This window comes from Pseudomonas sp. 22085 (genome assembly GCF_052045815.1).
In the GTDB taxonomy this organism is placed as follows: Bacteria; Pseudomonadota; Gammaproteobacteria; order Pseudomonadales; family Pseudomonadaceae; genus Aquipseudomonas; species Aquipseudomonas glycinae.
On sequence record NZ_JBQEQA010000027.1, the window covers coordinates 1 to 17,656 of the forward strand.

Annotated in this window: 21 protein-coding genes; 10 read left to right on the forward strand and 11 right to left on the reverse strand. The window is 48.5% G+C overall.

Going from position 1 to position 17,656, the window contains the following annotated elements; genetic code table 11:
• Positions 1 to 104 precede the first annotated feature (104 nt).
• The 5 genes from ACTJK7_RS25870 (at position 105) to ACTJK7_RS25890 (ending at position 3,290) form a co-directional block, all read left to right on the forward strand.
• Positions 105 to 725 carry a tyrosine-type recombinase/integrase gene (locus ACTJK7_RS25870; protein ID WP_085655397.1) on the forward strand — a complete coding sequence of 207 codons (621 nt, stop codon included), beginning with the start codon at positions 105 to 107 and terminating at the stop codon, positions 723 to 725.
• 304 nt (positions 726 to 1,029) lie between these two features.
• Positions 1,030 to 1,623 (forward strand): fasciclin domain-containing protein, encoded by a 594-nt coding sequence (locus ACTJK7_RS25875; protein ID WP_064381908.1) that lies wholly within the window; start codon positions 1,030 to 1,032, stop codon positions 1,621 to 1,623.
• Positions 1,624 to 1,678: 55 nt separating this feature from the next.
• Positions 1,679 to 2,314 carry a sigma-70 family RNA polymerase sigma factor gene (locus tag ACTJK7_RS25880; RefSeq protein WP_085655396.1) on the forward strand — a complete coding sequence of 212 codons (636 nt, stop codon included), beginning with the start codon at positions 1,679 to 1,681 and terminating at the stop codon, positions 2,312 to 2,314.
• Positions 2,311 to 2,985, forward strand: a complete 675-nt coding sequence (locus tag ACTJK7_RS25885) for an anti-sigma factor (RefSeq protein WP_064381906.1) — start codon at positions 2,311 to 2,313, stop codon at positions 2,983 to 2,985. The genes ACTJK7_RS25880 and ACTJK7_RS25885 overlap by 4 nt, the downstream gene beginning before the upstream one ends.
• Before the next feature lie 83 nt (positions 2,986 to 3,068).
• Complete coding sequence (locus ACTJK7_RS25890) at positions 3,069 to 3,290, forward strand: hypothetical protein (protein ID WP_440780865.1); 222 nt, start codon at positions 3,069 to 3,071, stop codon at positions 3,288 to 3,290.
• A 27-nt stretch (positions 3,291 to 3,317) separates the two neighbouring features.
• On the opposite strand, the gene ACTJK7_RS25895 is transcribed toward ACTJK7_RS25890, so the two are convergent.
• The 4 genes from ACTJK7_RS25895 to ACTJK7_RS25910 all read right to left on the reverse strand — a co-directional run bounded on the left by ACTJK7_RS25895 (position 3,318) and on the right by ACTJK7_RS25910 (position 7,088).
• Positions 3,318 to 3,506, reverse strand: coding sequence for a hypothetical protein (locus ACTJK7_RS25895; RefSeq protein WP_440780866.1), 189 nt, complete (start codon positions 3,504 to 3,506; stop codon positions 3,318 to 3,320).
• Between the two features lie 258 nt (positions 3,507 to 3,764).
• Positions 3,765 to 4,766 (reverse strand): hypothetical protein, encoded by a 1,002-nt coding sequence (locus ACTJK7_RS25900; protein ID WP_440780868.1) that lies wholly within the window; start codon positions 4,764 to 4,766, stop codon positions 3,765 to 3,767.
• The gene (locus ACTJK7_RS25905) at positions 4,750 to 6,729 is read right to left on the reverse strand and encodes a DUF3696 domain-containing protein (protein ID WP_440780869.1); all 1,980 of its coding nucleotides are present in this window, start codon (positions 6,727 to 6,729) and stop codon (positions 4,750 to 4,752) included. Before ACTJK7_RS25905 ends, ACTJK7_RS25900 begins: the two co-directional genes overlap by 17 nt.
• A gap of 143 nt (positions 6,730 to 6,872) precedes the next feature.
• Positions 6,873 to 7,088: a hypothetical protein gene (locus ACTJK7_RS25910; RefSeq protein WP_440780871.1), complete on the reverse strand. Its 216-nt coding sequence runs from the start codon at positions 7,086 to 7,088 to the stop codon at positions 6,873 to 6,875.
• An 867-nt stretch (positions 7,089 to 7,955) separates the two neighbouring features.
• Between ACTJK7_RS25910 and ACTJK7_RS25915 the strand changes: the two genes are divergently transcribed.
• From ACTJK7_RS25915 to ACTJK7_RS25925, 3 genes are all read left to right on the forward strand, one after another.
• Positions 7,956 to 8,615: a hypothetical protein gene (locus ACTJK7_RS25915; RefSeq protein WP_085700468.1), complete on the forward strand. Its 660-nt coding sequence runs from the start codon at positions 7,956 to 7,958 to the stop codon at positions 8,613 to 8,615.
• A gap of 116 nt (positions 8,616 to 8,731) precedes the next feature.
• Positions 8,732 to 9,613: a DUF4747 family protein gene (locus tag ACTJK7_RS25920; RefSeq protein ID WP_108562835.1), complete on the forward strand. Its 882-nt coding sequence runs from the start codon at positions 8,732 to 8,734 to the stop codon at positions 9,611 to 9,613.
• Between the two features lie 2 nt (positions 9,614 to 9,615).
• A complete protein-coding gene (locus ACTJK7_RS25925) occupies positions 9,616 to 10,194 on the forward strand; it encodes a hypothetical protein (RefSeq protein WP_108562834.1) in 579 nt (192 codons plus the stop codon).
• 183 nt (positions 10,195 to 10,377) lie between these two features.
• On the opposite strand, the gene ACTJK7_RS25930 is transcribed toward ACTJK7_RS25925, so the two are convergent.
• From ACTJK7_RS25930 to ACTJK7_RS25950, 5 genes are all read right to left on the reverse strand, one after another.
• Positions 10,378 to 11,133, reverse strand: a complete 756-nt coding sequence (locus ACTJK7_RS25930; RefSeq protein ID WP_159085224.1) for a DUF6602 domain-containing protein — start codon at positions 11,131 to 11,133, stop codon at positions 10,378 to 10,380.
• A gap of 1,098 nt (positions 11,134 to 12,231) precedes the next feature.
• The gene (locus ACTJK7_RS25935) at positions 12,232 to 12,951 is read right to left on the reverse strand and encodes a hypothetical protein (RefSeq protein WP_108562833.1); all 720 of its coding nucleotides are present in this window, start codon (positions 12,949 to 12,951) and stop codon (positions 12,232 to 12,234) included.
• A gap of 108 nt (positions 12,952 to 13,059) precedes the next feature.
• Positions 13,060 to 13,416, reverse strand: coding sequence for a DUF7079 family protein (locus ACTJK7_RS25940; RefSeq protein WP_011335149.1), 357 nt, complete (start codon positions 13,414 to 13,416; stop codon positions 13,060 to 13,062).
• Entirely contained in the window at positions 13,413 to 14,195 is a 783-nt protein-coding gene (locus ACTJK7_RS25945) for a hypothetical protein (protein ID WP_085705145.1), read from the reverse strand. Before ACTJK7_RS25945 ends, ACTJK7_RS25940 begins: the two co-directional genes overlap by 4 nt.
• A 10-nt stretch (positions 14,196 to 14,205) precedes the next feature.
• The gene (locus ACTJK7_RS25950) at positions 14,206 to 14,751 is read right to left on the reverse strand and encodes a PAAR domain-containing protein (protein WP_108562832.1); all 546 of its coding nucleotides are present in this window, start codon (positions 14,749 to 14,751) and stop codon (positions 14,206 to 14,208) included.
• 464 nt (positions 14,752 to 15,215) lie between these two features.
• Here ACTJK7_RS25950 and ACTJK7_RS25955 point away from each other — a divergent pair, with 464 nt between their 5' ends.
• Together ACTJK7_RS25955 and ACTJK7_RS25960 are read left to right on the forward strand one after the other, a co-directional pair.
• Positions 15,216 to 15,575: a DUF6124 family protein gene (locus tag ACTJK7_RS25955; protein ID WP_007955862.1), complete on the forward strand. Its 360-nt coding sequence runs from the start codon at positions 15,216 to 15,218 to the stop codon at positions 15,573 to 15,575.
• 152 nt (positions 15,576 to 15,727) lie between these two features.
• Positions 15,728 to 15,937, forward strand: a complete 210-nt coding sequence (locus ACTJK7_RS25960; RefSeq protein ID WP_064380963.1) for a hypothetical protein — start codon at positions 15,728 to 15,730, stop codon at positions 15,935 to 15,937.
• Between the two features lie 3 nt (positions 15,938 to 15,940).
• On the opposite strand, the gene ACTJK7_RS25965 is transcribed toward ACTJK7_RS25960, so the two are convergent.
• Together ACTJK7_RS25965 and copD are read right to left on the reverse strand one after the other, a co-directional pair.
• Positions 15,941 to 16,732 carry a transporter substrate-binding domain-containing protein gene (locus ACTJK7_RS25965; RefSeq protein WP_323151774.1) on the reverse strand — a complete coding sequence of 264 codons (792 nt, stop codon included), beginning with the start codon at positions 16,730 to 16,732 and terminating at the stop codon, positions 15,941 to 15,943.
• Between the two features lie 59 nt (positions 16,733 to 16,791).
• The gene (copD, locus tag ACTJK7_RS25970) at positions 16,792 to 17,655 is read right to left on the reverse strand and encodes a copper homeostasis membrane protein CopD (protein WP_323151775.1); all 864 of its coding nucleotides are present in this window, start codon (positions 17,653 to 17,655) and stop codon (positions 16,792 to 16,794) included.
• Position 17,656: the final 1 nt, after the last annotated feature.

Here is a 17,656-nt window from a genome sequence, read left to right on the forward strand (position 1 = left end):
TGGCCGGAAGCAGCCGGATATGACCGACCGCTGCTGGCCGAACTGCGACCACCGCTCGTTCTGACTGATCCATCCTTGTCCTCCATCAACATGGAGGACACGCCATGAATACCGCTACTAGATCCCGCCATCAGCCTTGGAACAAGGGAAAGCTTGTCGGGCAGAAAGCCCTGCTCCGAGTCAGAGATATCTGGGCCATCCGGATCAGACTCCAACTCGCAGAGAAGACACGTGATTTGGCGCTTTTCAACTTGGCCATCGATAGCAAACTGCGTGCCTGTGACTTAACCAAGCTGCGAGTCCGAGACATCGCCCATGGGGAGTATGTGTCCTCACGGGCCATCGTGATGCAGCAGAAAACTCAGCATCCAGTGCAATTTGAAATCACTGAGCAAACTCGAACGGTATTGGAAGCTTGGATGCATCGGGCGCGTCTTCGAAGCGAGGACTTTTTGTTTCAGAGCCGATTGCACGACTCAGACCATCTTTCCACCAGGCAGTACGCCCGAATAGTCAAAGCGTGGGTGACCGCTATTGGCCTTGACCCAACCATGTACGGTACTCACACGCTACGGCGGACAAAGGCATCGTTGATCTATCGCAGGACGAAGAATCTGAGAGCTGTCCAACTCCTGCTTGGTCATACGAAACTCGAAAGCACTGTCAGGTACTTGGGCATCGAGGTCGATGATGCTTTGGAAATGGCAGAGCAGACAGAGGTTTAACCAACACTGCGACGGTCTGGGCCAGACCGTCGCTATCCGGCCAACAGCGGTCTCTTGTCGATGTCCGCATCGATCCGATAGTAGCTGCTCGCGTATGGACGCTTTCGGCCGAAAGCGTCTTTCCACAAGGCCGAGCATTCAGCCGGGGTTATAGCCACCTTGCCTAACGAGTGGTGGTCACTGGATCACTCACTCGCAATTTCTGCGAAAAAAAGAGCGTTACTGCATCCAATCCGAACGCCGCCGCGTATACCAAGCACGGACAGAATCTCCTGGCCGATCTTCCTCACAAAGGATCATCACGATGAAACGCATTTCGATCAAAACGCAATTGATTGCGGGCCTTCTGACCTTGGTGGCAGGTAGCGGATTAGTGTTCAACGCTGCGCATGCTGCATCGATGAGTCACGACAGCGTCATGGTCGGCGGTCAAAGCATGTTGCCGAACAAGGACATCGTCGACAACGCAGTGAACTCGGCCGATCACACCACCCTGGTCGCCGCTGTGAAAGCTGCCGGTCTTGTCGACACCCTCAAGGGAAAAGGACCCTTTACTGTGTTTGCACCAGTCAATTCGGCCTTTACTGCTCTGCCCGCAGGAACCGTCGATACGTTGCTAAAACCGGAAAACAAGGCAACCCTCACCAAGATCCTTACTTACCACGTCGTGAGCGGCAAACTGGACATGGCCACTCTTGCCGAAAAGATCAAGGCCGGAGGTGGCAAGACCGAACTGACCACCGTCTCGGGCGGAAAACTGTGGGCAATGATGAATGGTCCGCACAACATCACCATCAAAGATGAGAAGGGCGACGTCGCCGACATCAGTACTTATGACGTATACCAGTCGAACGGTGTGATACAGGTCATCGACAAAGTCCTGATGCCGAAAAGTTGACCGGCGTCGCCGGTCGATTTCAGCATGACCGGCGAGTCCTCCGAGGAGCCCACCCGTGAATGGAACAACCGCGCGCTGTGGGCTAACCTCTGGCTGCAATCGACTTGTAGAACCTCACGATCCATTCGTTTGGAGAAAGGCTATTCCCATCGCCGACACTGACCAACTCAAACACCTTCTAGCCCAGTGTTCCTTGGGTGACCGACGCGCTTTTGAAGCGCTGTATCGTAGCGTGAGTCCGCGTCTGCATGGCGTGGCGCTGCGGTTCATGGGGCGCCCAGATCTGGCTGAGGAGGTGCTACAGGAAAGTTTTGTGCGTATCTGGAACAATGCTTCACGCTACCAATCGCAACTGTCGGCGCCGATGACCTGGATGATCAATATCACGCGAAATCAGGCCATCGACCAATTGCGAAAGCGTCGCGAACGTCCCCTGAGTGACCTCGACGCGCAGATGCTGGTAGACGACAGCCCCTCGGTACATGAACAGTTGAACAGCTCCCGTGAGACCACTTCATTGAATCGGTGCCTAGATGAGCTCGAAGGGATGCAACGTCAGTCAATCACCATTGCTTATTTTGAAGGGCTTTCCTGTTCAGAACTGGCGGAGCACCTGTCGGCACCGCTCGGGTCGGTAAAGTCTTGGATCCGCCGAGGGATGGAGCGTTTGCGCAGGTGCCTTGAGTCATGAACTACCAAACTCCAAGTCTTCGTCGCGCACTTGCCGCAGATTATGCCATTGGGTTGATGCCACCAGCCGCACGCCGGCGCTTTGAGCAGCTTTTACTGGAGGACTCGGAACTTCGCGCAGAACTTTCGCAATGGCGGGAAAGCCTTGCGAGCCTTACCCAGTCTCTGCCTGAATCACCTGTACCGGATCGTGTATGGCGCGGAATTACGGCGCGTATAGATCCGCAAACAATGCAGTTGCCTGTAAAGCGACCATTCTGGAGCTGGCTCTGGGTGACGATTGCAACATGTTCACTGGTAGCAGCGGTAACGCTGAGCGTTATCTATAACCGTGACGAAGTTCGCTACAGTGCAACGTTGCGTAGTGCCGACGCACAGTCGTGGATGAGCATTGAAGCGCACGAGAATTATCTAAAAATCAAAACGCTGGCTTTGGTGAAGATAGAAAAGAATCGTAGCTTGGAAATGTGGGTTATTCCTTCAGATGGAAAGCCTGTTTCGCTTGGGGTGATTCCCCCAGGCGGAGACGGGGAGATCAAGTTGGGCGGTGCGCAGAAAGCGTTTATTGGTGAGTCAATCACGTTGGCCATCAGTCTTGAACCCGAGGGTGGATCGCCAACAGGACAGCCGACTGGTCCTGTGCTGTATCAGGGCGTGCTTTCGGCTCTATGACTCAGGGCAGCAAACCGTTAATTTTCGTGAGTAAACGGCTCACTGATCGGTCGCCCAGAATTCTGCTTCAACGCAACGCGCTCATGAACATAAACGGCAGCTTTTGGCCGGTAGCGGTCGCTTGTGAACGTCCGCTTCTGGCCGAAAGCGGACACACGGAAAAAAACATGATGAAAAAGCACTTATCCCCCTCCCGCCAACGCGGTATGTATCACTCATTTTTGAAAAGTGATGGCATGTGTAAAATTGCTTTTGCTGCGGCCCGCAGCGTAGGCGCGGCTAGTGATACAAATTTCAAAATTTGAAAGAGTTTGCAATCCATAGAAAGGATTTCATTTAGCGCGATCGTGGCTGGCAAGTGAACCAGGTAACACTGCACCGCCCGTTTTGCTGGTTGCCTTGGAAAAAAATACAGATTGAGCTGAGTTTTTTATTTTCGATCGTCCTGGAATTTCTTTTTGATTGGTGCCAGTAACGCGCGTGCCGCACTGCGTACAGGGGGCGGCGGCGACCTGAACCATTTCACTCTTTTTCTTTCGGTCTAGCTTAATTTTCACTCTCAACCCTAGGCCTCACAAGCGACCACAAGTGAGTTTTTTAAGATGCATTCTCTAAGCTTACGGAGCTATATGGCCATGAGAGATTCATGATAAAAAAGGGTGGCTCGATTAGTGGGGGGGGTATTTAGTTATGTTTCGTTTTCGTATTAGAAAGAAAAAAGCCGGATCGAAATCCGGCTTAAAATAATGCTTTATATATAGGTTGTTACTTCGTAGTTTTTATAATATCACGCACTCTTTCTTATTTCCGACATTCGCTAGTTCGATGTTTCCGGAGTTGTCTATCCAACACATCAATCGTAAAGCAGGGTTTCCTTTAGTTATATGAGTTCTCCATGCACCAAAGGATCCACGTGTTCTTTGGACTTTTGAGCTTTCAGAAGTATTAAATTCGCTCAACTCATTTTTTGGTCGGCCGGCAATTAATCTAACGATTACATCAAAACAAACGCCGCTAAATTCTTGGCCGGGATAGCAACTGTGTTCTTTTAAGGATTTGATGAATTCAGGGCCGAATTTAATTGCTTCTAGTTTTACAGACCTTAACCCTGAGCCGCATTCCTTTCGGAATAATAAAACGCCCACATAAATAGCCCATTTAATACTATCCGCATCATTCGCCATGGAGAAAATTTCCGTTGCGTCTAATACGGTTAAATAATCAAGATAGTCCTTAAATAGAGGGATATTTTGCTTTAAATCTTTGGGTACATTGAATATGCTAGGTTCGACAGCAACGACGCGTCCTTCTACGTCGATTAACTCTCGATGATCTGAGTCGCAAAAATGTAAAACACCATATTTCCTAACCTGCATTTCAGCAATTAGTGAAATTTGAAGGAGGAGAGATTGGAGCTCTTGATTTCGAGCAGGATCCTTATTGAATGGTACTAACTCTTTTACGTCTTCCCACTCCGCGACGACATCGTCAAATCCTGAGAACTGAGTGGCATTTAACAAGATGTAATTTACAATTCTCGCTATATCATTCTCGCCAAATGACCGATCGTCTTCGGGCGGAAGATTGCTCTTAAATATTTTAGCGCTGGGATACATACCTCGATCAGATAATGAGCCGAGCGCATCTTGCTCCAATAGTATCAGGTGATCTACTTCAACGCTTCTCCTGATTTTCAAAAGATCATCGAAATAGAATTGAACGGCGTCAATATCGCAGAAAGCCGAGGCCATCAAATAATCAGCACTAATCACTACTTGCATTATTGCCTTCCTCTTTGATCGCCTTCTCTGCCTTCTCTGCCTTCTCTGCCTTCTCTGCCTTCTCCAGTCTTTTTCTTTTAGATGCTTCGATCAGAATTGCTTCCACCTCTCTATCGGTCTGATCAAAAAAATCTTCCGGCCAATCTAAAATGACACCGTATTTATTGATTGATACACGCTTAAAGTCAGATTTTCCAGATTTTTTCTCGATAAAATAAACCGGAGCGGTTTCCTTCAGGTTTTCTTGTTCTCCTTGAACAATTCGTAGGCGTAGTCTATTGATCAAGTATTCACTGTGAGTTTCAACTAAACATTGCCGCCCAAAATTGCCCATGGCGATAAAGAAGTCGCACAGACGTGATTGAACTTTCGGGTGTAGGTGTAGTTCGGGTTGTTCGAAAATAAGAACGTCATCTTTATCGGACAACAGACAAATCAATACAATTGGCAGGACTTGGCTAACTCCGACGCCTACATGAGTCAAATCTTGCCACTTCTCGTGAGCTCCTGTTTTTACTTGGAGCTCGTAACCGAGTTTTCCTTTGTCTTTCGTGGATACCTCTTTAACCACGCCGAGATAAGCGAGCCAGTCACGGCATGCTTCTAATAGCGTTGCAGATCTAGCCTGGACAGTAAACTCACCATCTTCGCCTGTCACTGGAGAAGGGTAGTTAACTGTCCTGTATTTGTTTATATGAAGGACCGCTGCTGTGAACTCCCCTTTTAATCCAACATTGTAAGGATCAATTTGTCCAATTGATGGATAAACCGCTAACGGTTCATTTCGGAGGGGGCCTAGGTATTTAATTGAACGAGGGAAGTCGGACGATAGTATGTGGGATACAGTGTTGAAGTGTTTTAGAACATAGTTGTCTTGTTTGCGCTCCTTTTCTACACCTTGATACCATATCTCCTGCAAGTCTGCTCGATGTTTATCAACAAACTCTATGAGTGCTTTTCGCATCTTTGGGTCTAAGGTGTGAAGGAAAGACAGCCATTCAGCTAAGGGGGTGAGAGGTCTTGATAGAAAAATATCTTCAATAACACTCTCACGTAAGCTAAACGTAGCACTGAGCAGTTCTTCTTTAATCTGCTCAATAGAAAGCTTCTTCCGTATAGCCTGTAATTTGAGTGCATCCTCAACTTCTTGTGGAAGACGCAGGCCAAGCAAAACTTCGTTGCGCTCCTCTATAATTCTTTTTTTGATCTCTTGGAATAATGAAGCAGGTATCAAAATCCCAGATTCGTCTATCACTCGCCCACGACCGACGACTCTTTTATTCCACAAGCCAGTCATCATCGCCAATATCTGTGAGCTTATTTTCTTTGTGTAGTCGAAATCAAGAAGTAAAGTTGAAGGTACAAACCCTATTTTTGTGCACCCAAGAATCTTATAGTCGGGAAACTCTTTTCCAATTATCTCCTCTTCAGGGGTGCTCAAATCTTCAACTTTGAAAATGGACTCTATATGGCCTTCTTGGGCGTTCTCAGGTTCCCATGCAGGACTAACTCGTAGATGTTCTACGCAATATCCAGCATCGGTTTTTGAATGGATTTTCACGTATATTTTGGATAAGGATGGATGCAGGTCGTCATCCATATATCCAGATCCTGTTACCTTCGTTCTCTTGCCAAAGGATAAAGCGACATCGATTTTTTTGATGCCGTCATGCCACGGCTTTGGGCTGTCAAGTCGCAGTGAAAAGTTGAAATCTATTTTGTCATCAGATGATTGATAAGTTTTTATATCATCAAATGATCCGAGTCTAGCCAGATAGCCATTCAATACAATTGAATTTGTGGAGTATCTCGATGAAAGTGTCTGGCTAAGCATCAGTAGCGATTGTATAAGAGAGCTCTTCCCGCTACTGTTTGATCCACAAAAAATCGAAAGTCTTTCAAGCGAGATGGCACTTTCGTTACATAAAGATTTAAAGTTTTTTAACTGGATACTTTCAATCATTTCGTCCATGACCAGAATAGTAGTGGTGTTTTGATATTATCCTTGAACCATTTGCCTGTCACCAAGATTTGTCGCAGCCAATGCGGCCATGATCGTACGCACCATGGAGTCCGCGGCGCTCGGCAACAGAACCTAGCGCATTTCTAATCCTTTTCCATAGCCGTTAGGCGAGCTAAGCCCTGCTTGATAAACCCAGCATTTTCCCCAATCCGCTCAAGTGCGACGCGGGCGTTCTCCCCAATGGCTTCGTATCCCTGCTGCTCGACTAACAGAACCAATTCCATCAGCGCAGCTTCTAGGCCGAGTTGATTCTCATACATTTTTTCGAGGACGACGGATAGTGAATATTCGCTGGCCATGCATTCGACTCCATTCGTGAAGAAGGAAGCATAGCAGGGGCCTGAGAGGGAAGATTTCAGTTCGAGGCTGGGAAAAAGGTAATTTTGGTAAGTCAGTGCGGAAAATTGGCTGCAGCCCTTATAGAACGAGGCTTTGAGGTATTACCTTTGAAGGTAATGTTTGGTAAGGCTGGAGGTAATATTTGACCAAGTGCCTGATTTTAAAGGGTTTCGTAGGTGGGTGAAATTACTACGATTAAGGGTAATTTTCTAACCTTCTTATTACCCTATTATTACCTTTGCTGATTCCATATAAGCTGATGATTTTATTGGCTTTTTATGACTCAAAAAAAGAAAATTACCAAAATTACCTTTTTCCCAGGGGTCAACCTGAAAACGGAGTGAAGCACAGACGGGGCGATTCGCAGGCCTTTCGTGCACGCGGTTTTAACACTCACGAAACATGCCTGAGCCGACGATAGACAGTGCCAGGATTGGAGCCGAAAACCGCTGCTTAAAATTTGCTAACGCAGTCGGCAGAGGGGATTGGACAAGGAGGGAGAAGAACAGAGCTGGTACGCAACTGGTACGCGGGTTGGCGGCGAGGCGTTTGGGCCTTTATTTGCGGGAGGTAAAAGAAGGGTCAGTTCGATCCATCATCGGCGCGACGGAGAAACGGCGGGAGAGTGGGGCGGGTGTGGCGGTGATTGGGGGCATTGGGGGTACGGAATCGGTGTGGCTGGGAGGTGGGGGAGTTTATCAGGAATGACCGGTCGGGCTCAGTGATATCCGGCGGAAATACAACCTCATCAAGTGTGGGATTAAGCGAGACAGCCACGAAATGGACTGATAGCATCAGGCTATCAATAAGAGTGAGGAAGGGATCCCATGCTGAAAAAACTCGCATCATCTGTTCTCGTCGCCGGCGCCCTGCTTGCCTCCGCTCAAGGGGCTTTCGCCGAAGAAAAGCTGTTCAAGAACTACGTCTACCAAACCCCACTCGCAAAATTTACCGAAGCTGCCGGTTACTACGACTGCTCCGAAGACGTCGGCGGAACCGCGAGGTGCATCGACGATGTGGATTTCCTGGAAGAGAAATTCACCGTCGCGCTGATCTTCTCCGGTGACAAGCTGATGATGGTTTCACTCATCAGCCCGTTCGATCAGAACCTGTACGTGAAAGCCATCGCGGGGCTTTCCAAATCATTCACGCTGGTTTCCATGAGCGATGAGAAGTCCATCCTGGATATGTTCGATACCGCGAGGAAGTCGAGAAGCACTGAAGAGCTGACGACGAAAATTTCGAATTTTGAACAGGTTGGTCTGGCGTCGGGGAATCTGACTTATACGTTTCTTGAAGGGTTGAACGCTAAAGGGCAGACCAATGCTGTTAGTGCGTTGGCTGCTGCGCCGGAAAATATTCGGTCCGCTGAATTGGTGATGGCGGGGCAGGGCGCGGATTCGGGGATGATTATTCGGTTTACGTTTCCGCGGTTAGAAGCGAATAAGATTTTGGCTGAGGCTAAGAAGCCGGTTGAGTCGTTTTAGTAAGTTGGTTGGTTGCTTAGTAGCAAGCTGAGGTGATGAGGGAGGGCGGATTAATTTTCTCTGGAAGGAGGTAAATAAATCTTCCCCAACTTTTTAGTATCAAATAAAGGTAATTTATGGCTAGGGTTAGAAGTTCTGCTATACATATTGGCGCGCTTAATTTGGTTTTGCAGCCACATTCTCCGCAGATGTATATAACAATGTTGCAGAAAATGGCACGATTTAAGTATGAAGCCCAGGTTCACGGCGATAATGCCGTATTGCTAGGATCTTGTAGATATCTCGATCCAAAAAATCCAATAAAGGGTGTGCGTGGTGATATTTATAAATTTCTGAAGCTGGATGCAACTGATGCATGGTTCAATACAGAAAATATGGACGAGGCTACTGAGGATGAAGTGGCGGAAATTAATATACCGGATAACCTGAAGCCGCATTTTAAAAAATTCCAGTACGTGTTTTTTCCTAAAGGCCATCGATTTTATTTTGTAAGTTCGAAGACTCGTCAAAGTTTATCGCCAGGTCTTGTAAAACGTTTTTTTGAGACCGTTTTTTCTCGCGATGCATTTGCTAAATTTGGCTCGTTAAAAGTGACGGTTCAGCCCGACCCTAATGGCCTTGAAGAACTCTTTTCTCTGAAGCGCATCTCAATTTTGAAGATGGAGATCGATCGGCCAAATCCAGATGATCTAGAAGACGTAGAGGCAGAAATTCTTGAGAGGCTTAACAGAGTGAATGCTCGAACAGAGAAAATTGAGTTCATGGAGGCGAGTAGTGAGGGGTTACGCCCTGATCCATATGTTAAGGCGCTGGCAAGCGTGGCGAATGATAATGGATTTGTATATGTTGAAGGCAAAAGTGATGACGGGTTGAAAAAATATCTGTCGACGAAAGATATGCCTTTGCACGAAACAGCGAAGTACAATCCAAATCTTACTTCAGAGTTTGACGCTTTCTATGATAAGGTGGTTGAAATTCATCGCGAGATTACTAGGTAATCATGTTGAAGAGGCTGAGGGCGGATTATATAGGTGTTAGGTCTATTTGGGGGAAGTACTGGGCAGCTTATGGTGGCTGCACAGCACTTTTCAGCTCTACTTATTTATATGTAGCGTTAGCGCTAACAGTTATAAATTTCGGGGCTTGGTACCATTCGGGGTGGTGGGATGTAGTAATAGCCAGTGTTCCCACTATTTTAGGTTTTACTCTGGCTGGTCTCGCAGTTTTTTTAGGGATGGATTCGGGCTTCAGCAAAATGCTTGCTGGAAAAGGGAAGTCTGATGTTTCTCCTTTCATGGCATTGGTTTCTGCTTTTGTTCATTTTATTCTAACTCAAGCGGTTGCTGTAATAGTTGCTTTAACAGTGAAGTCGGCTTTTTTTCAAGTAGATGGTATGCCGGATATATATTACAGCATGGTTTTTGTCTTGAATAGAATCGCCTGGTTTGTTGGTTATTTTATATATATGTATTCCATGGTCCAAATATTCAGTGCGGTGTTTGCAATATTTCGTGCTACTCGGTGGTATGAGTTCTACGTTGAGAAGTGTGTGCAAGATTCTGCTGATCGAAAAGATTAAGTGTGTTCCTGGTGTGGGGGTAAGTGTTTTATGAGCGAAGAGGAAAAAGGAAACGGATTTATTTTCGATGTGATGCATCCATGCTTGGAATAAATCCGTTTTTTTTTTTGTTTTTTTTTTTTTGGTATGCCGTTTTTCAAGGTCGACCCATATTTAAAGCAGCAAGAAATATGCCTCGGGCTTTTATTGAGAGGGTTTTAGTGCTGATAAGATGATGTCGTCCACATTTATATAAGATCCGGGATTGAATGGCCTAATGGATGTCTCCTCGCCTGATAGAGTATTCATAAGTCCCGTAATAAACATGCTGAATTCAAAGAAGGGAGGGTAGTTATTGTTTGATTCGAGGCCGTACCAACTTTTCGTCGCTGCGTCATAAAACCAGTAACCTTTACCTAAAACGCAAAGGACTGTACAGGGTGGGTGTTCATCGGCGGTATGTTTTTTATAGCGTTCTATCTCTGAGCTAGTAATGTCAGTGCTAAAAGCCAGTAGAACCGTTGTCGGAAGAGGACCACCCTTGACTGAGCTATCCTGCCCCGTTTTAGGGAATGATAGAAGTTTACTTACGGATCTAAATTTTTTATTTGCATCTTTTATCTCGCGCGCATTAAGTGTCGACTTTATCTCAAAGACATAACGAACACATTCCACCGGATAAAGTCCAAGATCTCTACCCACCAAAATGGGTGGGGCAACTTTTCTATGGTAGACAATTAAGTCAAGCTGATCGCTCAGGCTTTGAAGTGAATCGATAACTTTTCCCGTTCCACATTGATAGCTTTGTGTGAGAAATGGTTCTATACACTCTTTCGCTGCAATTTCGCGTATTTCTCCTGCTATTCCATGATGCCCGATTCCAGATGCTAAACTGTCCGCATTTTTTTTGGCTGATTCGATTCGATTAACAATGTAGTCAAAGTGCTTGGTCGTTCTCATTATTCTTCATCCAAAAAACATCCCAATGTATAACTCTATATTAAAACTTTTCAGAAAGAGGGAGAAGGGGGAGTTTGTTTCTTTTAAAGGCTATGTGGAAATAAATCAGTCACCATGTTTTGGCCTTTTAAATTGCTCGCTTCGCGGTCTTTTTTTCGCATCATGCCACGTAATCGTCGCGGATTGGTCTAACTGTTTTCTCCATTTTTTGGGTCCTGCTTTTATGATTTTTATAAAGCTAAAAGGGATTTAATTTTGATTTTTTTCAGTGCGAGTCAGATACATCGCAAGGCTGAAAATTACAAGACTTAATGTCGTGAATACTTGAAGAAATATAATGTTTGTTCCGAATCCTTTGCATACGTCAGAGAATGCAAGACCTACGTTTGTTAGAGTCCCTACGTTGAGTGAAAGGCTAATGGCGGCCCATGGGTCGAAGCCTTTGGTAAGTATTAAATATGCCGGTGCTGAGTAAAAATAGATTTCGATATAGCTTTTCATCGCAAGCTTGATTCGTTCTTTACTGCTAAGGTTTGTAGCTGATGCTATTTCTGGATCTTGAAATGCATCTTTTGTAAAGGCATAAGTAATTTCGTAGCTTCTAGAGATGAATCGGATAATCGAAAGACATAGTAGTAGCTGTCCGAAATACGATATGGGAAAAGAGCTGCCAATAATTAGTGTTAGTAAGCCGAAGGAAAAGCTAAAGTAAAAGTTGAATGCATTGTTGCGTTGTACGAATTTCTTGCAATGTGTTTTTATTTTTTCAGGCTCAGGGTCGTATATGCAATTTTTGAATCTGAAGGCCCACCACAAGTCAGGACTAAAGATTAGTGCTAATTCTTGTCCCTCTTTCCAGGCTGGGAGAGGTGGTTTTTTAAATTCTGAATATTTATAAATAGCTAGCTTGAAAAGATAGGTTATTAAGCCATAGGCAAAAAAGGAGAATATGAATATTCCGGTGTTTAACATTTATATTTCTAGCCTGTGTTTGTTAAGTTATATTGGTCGGCTTGAACAAGGAGCAATAACGGGGGTGATTAATCTTGTTATGAGTTTTTAACTTGCTGTTAATCTGCCCCCTTTTTTCTGTTAGTGTCAGTTTGGTATGGTTTGCTTTTTTCCACTGGTGAAAATATAAGTGTCAGGTATCCATTCAAATTTCATTTTCTCAGTATCGGAAACAGCCAGCTTCTTATCAGCAGCCTGAAATTGGTTGTAATCCATTGTCCCACTATAGATGTACGTTTGACCTGGGTCGATTTGGATGTCGTTGGTGAGGCCAATTCTTTTTATAGGGTCGCCGAACATGTCGCTGAGTACTACTGTTCCCTTTACGCCAGATAGGGCCTCAGTTGTATTGTTGTGTAGAGCAATTTCAATTGAAAAATATTCACTGTATTGCTTGTTTTTATAGTCGGCGGGATTCAGTTTAAGTTTGAGAAGGGACGCTGTAAGCGTTCCGTTCATTTCTTTCAGTGCCACAAGCTGTTGCTGTTTTACTTGCTCGGCCAGGGCTTTTTGTTTTTCCGCTTCAGCAGCTTTGGCTTCGATCCAGGCCTGTTGTGTTTTCAGAGCATCACCCAGTGTTGAGTCTGCAACAACTTTGCTACCGCCAAATGTGCTGGCCACCACTTGCCGGGCAGCATAGCCACCAAACAGTTTTCTATCGTTTTCATCGAGTTTGCCGACAGCTTCCATTAGCCCTTTGTCCTCTGACCATTTACTGATATCGGCAGGCAGTTTGGTTTGCTTTGGGTCAGAACAACCGGCGAGCAGCAAGCATGCAAGAAAAGTTGCGATGGTTTTTCCCTTCATGTATCAGTCCTTAAGATAATTATGTTTTTACTTGGTTGTGTGTTTGTTTACGAGTATAGCTCAAGAAAAAAAGGGTGATGCAATCGTTCCAGTTGCGACGCTTTGTTATTAGCTTATGTTTTGATACTGCTTTTCTATTTCTGTCCAGATGTATTCGTATCTGCTCTTCAGCCATGTCACCAATAAGGCGTTGGCTTTTCTTTTGAACCAGCTGTTCTCTTTTGCTCCCAGCATTTTTTCAATGTCATCTTCCAATTCCTGCCTGTTGAAACAAAGCCATATAGTCGGAAGCGTGCTTTCAAGATTGGAATGGCAAATCGGAGCAACCTCCTCAAAGAGTATGCGCTTCACTTCATCTCGATCGAATTCTCTTGTCCTTCGTGCAATCGCAGCATAGTCCACTTCGTTATCAACAAAGGCATCCGACAACGCCCAGCGCACATCCGCTCTTTGCTGCTTTGTCATAGAACTTCCCATTTGGAAAATTCCTCCAGTTCTTCATCAAAGGTGTCGGCTACTGCGCTGCCAGCAATTCCTCCCACAATACTTCCCGCCAGAACGATTGCCACAGCGCAAGCTAGGGCGCCAGGGCCGCAAAATGCAGAGACGCCCAAGCCAGCCAATCCCCCGCCCGCAGCACCCCCGCCGATAATAATGCCTTGCCGGGCCGTTTCCTTGACTTTGTTGTCTGCATTCATGATTTCATATACGGCGAAAGTCGCAGTGACCAATAGGCCGACCTTTCCCATTATTCTTAATTTTTGAGTTCCTTTGCTTACCGGTGCGTTGTCACGGCCCGCTGAGTCCAGAATCTCGTAATAGACTTTGCTCTTTTGTTCTGGGGTCAGTTTGTTGTATTCGACGTTTGCCGTTTTCAGTGCGTACTTGTCCAGTGTGTCCTGTAACGTCGGAGGCAATCGTTTCTTCCGTTCAGCGAAGGCCACGCCTTGTGCCGAGGTGAATTTTCGATGCTCGACCAGGATTCTATTTCGCATTTCCTGGCAAAATGCTGCTCCTTCTTGCGCACTCAGCCTTCCTGCGGCGACTTCGGCTTTGGTTTCCACTGACATGCGCTTGATGTTGCTCATGTAGTTACTGCGTACTTTTGCATCTGATATGGCATCTAAAGAGAATCTTGTGGCAGCCCCCTCCATACCCGCAATCGCCATGTCCAATGGCGAATTCTCAAGCTCGTGTGCTTTTTGAACAACGTAGCTTCCCGTTACGAGCAATGGCTCAGTCATGAAACAATCCTTATTTCAATGATGCATTGAATAGCGTGTCGAAAATTGAGCCGGTCGGTGGTTCTTCTTGAGAGCCGAACTCTAGCTTTTGGCAGACTTTTCCACGGATGTTGAGAAATTTCACAGTGTTGGTGATATCAAAATTTCCGGATTGGGTCGAACCATCTTCGAAGTGAGCAATGCAGTTCATGCCCAAGTAGGACTCAGAACCGGGAATGGTGAAGCTGATCCATCCAGGATGAATGATCATCGGCGTCGGTGGCGTAAACGGCGCAGGCGTATGTGAGTCACCAATAATCACCGTTCCCGATCCTCCGATCACGACGTCTCCATGTGAACCCACTGTGCCAACCAGCGCGGCATTTTTGCCGTTGATAAATACAGTGCTGGATACGGCGGAGGCCAGTGCGCTGCCGCAGGTGCAGGTGTCGTCTTTTCGGGCCGCGGCAAGTCCGTCGAAGAACACGTCGGGGGATCCGGAGGCAATGGCTTTGGGGCCGTGTCCGGGGATGGGGCAACTGGTGGGATCGGTGATGCGTGCAGCGGGCTTTGCCATGTTTGACTCCCTGTCAACGGATTAGCTGGCACCGACTGTATCAGAGTTGCTTTGGTGGTTGCCTGACGGCCACGTGCCCGGTGTGGGTCGTCCATCTAAACAGCAAAATCTGGGTGTGTTTAAACGAAGCTCTCTGACACTACTTCGGCCCTACGCATCCTTGCGCCACCCCCTACACCTAAGACAGAATCCGCCGGCTTGTGCGTCTAGCACGCGGGTTTTATCGTCTCTACGTCACTGCAAACCAGTGATCGGGTTTGGTAGCCCGCTTCGTTCTAGACTCATGGCGTCACCGTGTGCAGCCCTTTTTCAGGGCTCGGATTTCATGGTGGTCATGCGTGGGGCTCATTCGTGGGCGCCGGGTTCTAGTGCGACCGGTCTACCAACCCGCGTATGGCCGCCACCCAACGTTTGGTAGCGAAGGGTGATGGTTCCTTTTGGTAATCGCGCTAGAGGATTCATCCATGTTCAAACCAACACCCAACCCACCAGAAACCGATCCAGTTTCCCCCTACAAATTCCCCGATTCACGAACCCTGAACGAAGCTGCCGAGCGCGCCCTCGATCACTACCTCACCCCACAGCAACGGATCATGGGCAGCCACACCCAACATGACCCGATGTACTTCGCCAACCCGGCCTACGACACCGAATCCCTGCTCGCCAATGCCAGCGAATCCCTGGGATCAGCCTCCGAAATGCTCAACAACTTCGCCGCCACCCTGGAACCCGCCCACCGCAAAACCGCCATCGGCATTGCGCAGTTGGTGATGTTGGGGTCTTTGGCGGTGAATCAGGCGCTGGATAACGTCGAACCGAAGTAGATTCCGGCAACCCTCTGCGGTGGAGGGTTGATCGTCAGGCGTGGGCTCAACCTGAACCCACGCTGAAACCCCCGTAAGTTTCATCTTCCCGCCATCCGCGCAGGCCTACGATCCCTCTACAAGATCCCGACCCCACCCGAGCGCCACACACCATGAACAATCCACTCAAAGCGCTGTTGATCGTCGCAACCGTCTCAGTTCTAAGCGCCTGCTCCGGCTCCGGTGGCTTGACCACCACCAGTTGTTTCTCCAGCGACTGTCAGTCGCCGGAGGCGCGGAACGTGAATACGTTGAAGTTCGGCGGGAGCAATATCGGTAACAGTTTCAACCAGTACAGCTCCGGCCTGATGCATGACGACTGAGTGTCACTGAGCCGCGGGTACGGCGATCCATTCGCTCAGGACTTTCTGGTATTTGCCGGTGACTTTGCTCAGGTGCAGCCACTGGTCGACGTAGAGTTTCCAGCTGATGTCGTCGCGCGGCAGCAGGTAGGCTTTTTCGCCGTATTGCATGAACTGGCTCGGGTTGACGGCGCACAGGCCGGGTTTGAGTTTTTGTTGGTAGAGGGCTTCGGAGGCGTCGGTGATCATCACGTCGGCCTTGTTGTCGAGCAGTTGTTCGAAGATGGTCACGTTGTCGTGCAACGCCAGTTGCGCCTTGGGCAGGAAGGCGTGGACGAAGGCTTCGTTGGTGCCGCCGGCGGGTTCGACCAGGCGCACGTTCGGCTGGTTGATCTGGTCGATGGTCTGGTATTTGGACTGGTCGGCGCAGCGCACCAGCGGGATCTTGCCGTCGACGTCGAGTGTGTTGCTGAAGAAAGCTTTTTTCTGGCGTTCCAGGGTTACCGAAATGCCGCCGACGCCGATGTCGCATTTGCCGGCCTGCATGTCCGGCATCAGGGTTTTCCAGGTGGTCTGCACCCATTCGACCTTGACGCCGAGGCTGTCGGCCAGGGATTGCGCCATGGCGATGTCGATACCTTCGAATCCGCCGTCCGTGCGTTTGAAGGTGTAAGGCTTGTAGTCACCGGTGGTGCAGACGCGCAACTGGCCCTGTTGCTGAATGGTGTCGAGGTGCGAGGCCGGTTCTTGTGCCTGGGCGGCGCCGGCCATGGCCAGCAGGCCGCAGAAGATCATCGCGCTTTTTGGAATTGTCATTGTGATCGGGCTTGTGCAGTGGAGGTGCGGGCCAGTGTAGTGAATGCGTTTGCCGGGTGTCATCCCGGTTCCGGGCTCAACGTGCCCAGCCACGCCACCAGTCCCACGATCAACAGCGCAATCACCAGCTCCGATGCCACGCTGCGGCGCAAGGCGTTGGCCGCCACTTGATGCTGCCCGGCGCGCAACGATTGTTCGAGCAACGGCCCCAGGTGGAAGCGGTTCAACGCGGCCAGCACCAGCATGCCCCCGAACAACACAACCTTGATCGCCAGCAGAATCCCGTAGCTGCCGAGCAGGACTTCGCCCAGTGTCGGGCCGACGATGAACAGGTAATTCGCCACGCCGGTGACCGAGAGGATGAGCACAATTGCCGCGCCGACGCCTTCGAAGCGTTTGACGGAATCCGCCAGCGAACGAATGCGCGCTTCGCTGCACAGTGCGTCGAGCCGCGCCATCAAGATCAACGCGAGCATGGCGCCCAGCCACGCACCCGCCGCGAGCAGGTGCAGAATGTCGCTGAGCAGATGCCACGCGTTATCCATCGCGCCGTGTCCGCTCCAGGCCAGGGAGGCGAGGGCGACGGCGCTGGCCATCGATGCCAGCCACAATCCCGGCCCGATCATCACGGCGATCAGCGCAATCATCCGCAGCGCCCACGCCAGCCCGACGTTCGTTTCCAAAACCATCATTTGCAGGTGCGGCCACAGCGCCGCGAATTCCGTTTCGCCACTCATGGCGCGGGTCATCAGCACCAGTCCGGCCACTGACAGCAATGCCCCGATCAACGCCATCCCGCGCAGCATCGGCCGAAACCGCAGCACCGCTTCAACGCTGTACAGGCCGAACAACGTCAGCCCGAACAACAGCAGCAAATCCACATACAACGCCAGACGCAGGAGGATGTTGATCAGTTCAGCCATC

Coding starts and splice junctions, on each gene's coding strand:
- ACTJK7_RS25870 (WP_085655397.1), top strand. CDS start 105: ATGAATACCGCTACTAGATCCCGCCATCAGCCTTGGAACAAGGGAAAG.
- ACTJK7_RS25875 (WP_064381908.1), top strand. CDS start 1,030: ATGAAACGCATTTCGATCAAAACGCAATTGATTGCGGGCCTTCTGACC.
- ACTJK7_RS25885 (WP_064381906.1), top strand. CDS start 2,311: ATGAACTACCAAACTCCAAGTCTTCGTCGCGCACTTGCCGCAGATTAT.
- ACTJK7_RS25890 (WP_440780865.1), top strand. CDS start 3,069: ATGAACATAAACGGCAGCTTTTGGCCGGTAGCGGTCGCTTGTGAACGT.
- ACTJK7_RS25895 (WP_440780866.1), bottom strand. CDS start 3,506: ATGGTTCAGGTCGCCGCCGCCCCCTGTACGCAGTGCGGCACGCGCGTT.
- ACTJK7_RS25900 (WP_440780868.1), bottom strand. CDS start 4,766: ATGCAAGTAGTGATTAGTGCTGATTATTTGATGGCCTCGGCTTTCTGC.
- ACTJK7_RS25905 (WP_440780869.1), bottom strand. CDS start 6,729: ATGATTGAAAGTATCCAGTTAAAAAACTTTAAATCTTTATGTAACGAA.
- ACTJK7_RS25910 (WP_440780871.1), bottom strand. CDS start 7,088: ATGGCCAGCGAATATTCACTATCCGTCGTCCTCGAAAAAATGTATGAG.
- ACTJK7_RS25915 (WP_085700468.1), top strand. CDS start 7,956: ATGCTGAAAAAACTCGCATCATCTGTTCTCGTCGCCGGCGCCCTGCTT.
- ACTJK7_RS25920 (WP_108562835.1), top strand. CDS start 8,732: ATGGCTAGGGTTAGAAGTTCTGCTATACATATTGGCGCGCTTAATTTG.
- ACTJK7_RS25925 (WP_108562834.1), top strand. CDS start 9,616: ATGTTGAAGAGGCTGAGGGCGGATTATATAGGTGTTAGGTCTATTTGG.
- ACTJK7_RS25930 (WP_159085224.1), bottom strand. CDS start 11,133: ATGAGAACGACCAAGCACTTTGACTACATTGTTAATCGAATCGAATCA.
- ACTJK7_RS25935 (WP_108562833.1), bottom strand. CDS start 12,951: ATGAAGGGAAAAACCATCGCAACTTTTCTTGCATGCTTGCTGCTCGCC.
- ACTJK7_RS25940 (WP_011335149.1), bottom strand. CDS start 13,416: ATGACAAAGCAGCAAAGAGCGGATGTGCGCTGGGCGTTGTCGGATGCC.
- ACTJK7_RS25945 (WP_085705145.1), bottom strand. CDS start 14,195: ATGACTGAGCCATTGCTCGTAACGGGAAGCTACGTTGTTCAAAAAGCA.
- ACTJK7_RS25950 (WP_108562832.1), bottom strand. CDS start 14,751: ATGGCAAAGCCCGCTGCACGCATCACCGATCCCACCAGTTGCCCCATC.
- ACTJK7_RS25955 (WP_007955862.1), top strand. CDS start 15,216: ATGTTCAAACCAACACCCAACCCACCAGAAACCGATCCAGTTTCCCCC.
- ACTJK7_RS25960 (WP_064380963.1), top strand. CDS start 15,728: ATGAACAATCCACTCAAAGCGCTGTTGATCGTCGCAACCGTCTCAGTT.
- ACTJK7_RS25965 (WP_323151774.1), bottom strand. CDS start 16,732: ATGACAATTCCAAAAAGCGCGATGATCTTCTGCGGCCTGCTGGCCATG.
- copD (WP_323151775.1), bottom strand. CDS start 17,655: ATGGCTGAACTGATCAACATCCTCCTGCGTCTGGCGTTGTATGTGGAT.